This is a genomic window from Mesorhizobium sp. P3_A9, assembly GCF_056402975.1.
The window spans coordinates 1-536 of sequence record NZ_JBFUGJ010000831.1; the positions used below are offsets into that span (position 1 = coordinate 1).

Here is a 536-nt window from a genome sequence, read left to right on the forward strand (position 1 = left end):
GCTGATCAGTCCGCGCCGCTCGAGCTGGTCGGCGATATCCTGGACGCCCGAGTTCGACTTGACCAGGAACGTGTCACCATTGGCCGAAGGGCCCGCCTCGTTGAATGCCTGCTTGCCAAAATAAAGCGTGATGCCGGCCGCCAGAACCATCAGCATCACAGAGGAGATGACGAAGTTCATGAACACGACGACCTGGCTGCGCGAGGCGCGCGAACGCCGCGGCGGTGGTGTGCCGGCTTCAGGCCGCAATGCCTCGCTGGCCGTCTTCGGCACGATCGGACCGGGAGCAGCCTGTCGCTGCCCGAATTCTCCGTTGCCTGCCGGATTTGTGTTCATTGTGCCCTGCCGTTTGATCTCTCAACGAATCCCCTCGGGCAGAGTAGGGGCGAATATGGCAAAATTGACGACAGCGTGTTGACGGGCCGGTCAGCCATTGTAGCGCTGGAAGACGAGCGAGGCATTGGTGCCGCCAAAGCCGAAGGAATTGGACAGCGCCACATCGATCTGGCGAGCCCGCGGCGTGTTCGCCACTAGGT

1 pseudogene is annotated in these 536 nt (G+C 61.9%); it reads right to left on the reverse strand.

Annotated elements, in window-relative coordinates:
- A pseudogene (locus tag AC1DX0_RS36980) lies at nucleotides 1-336 on the reverse strand (endolytic transglycosylase MltG); the annotation flags it as partial.
- Between the last annotated feature and the right edge of the window lie 200 nt (nucleotides 337-536).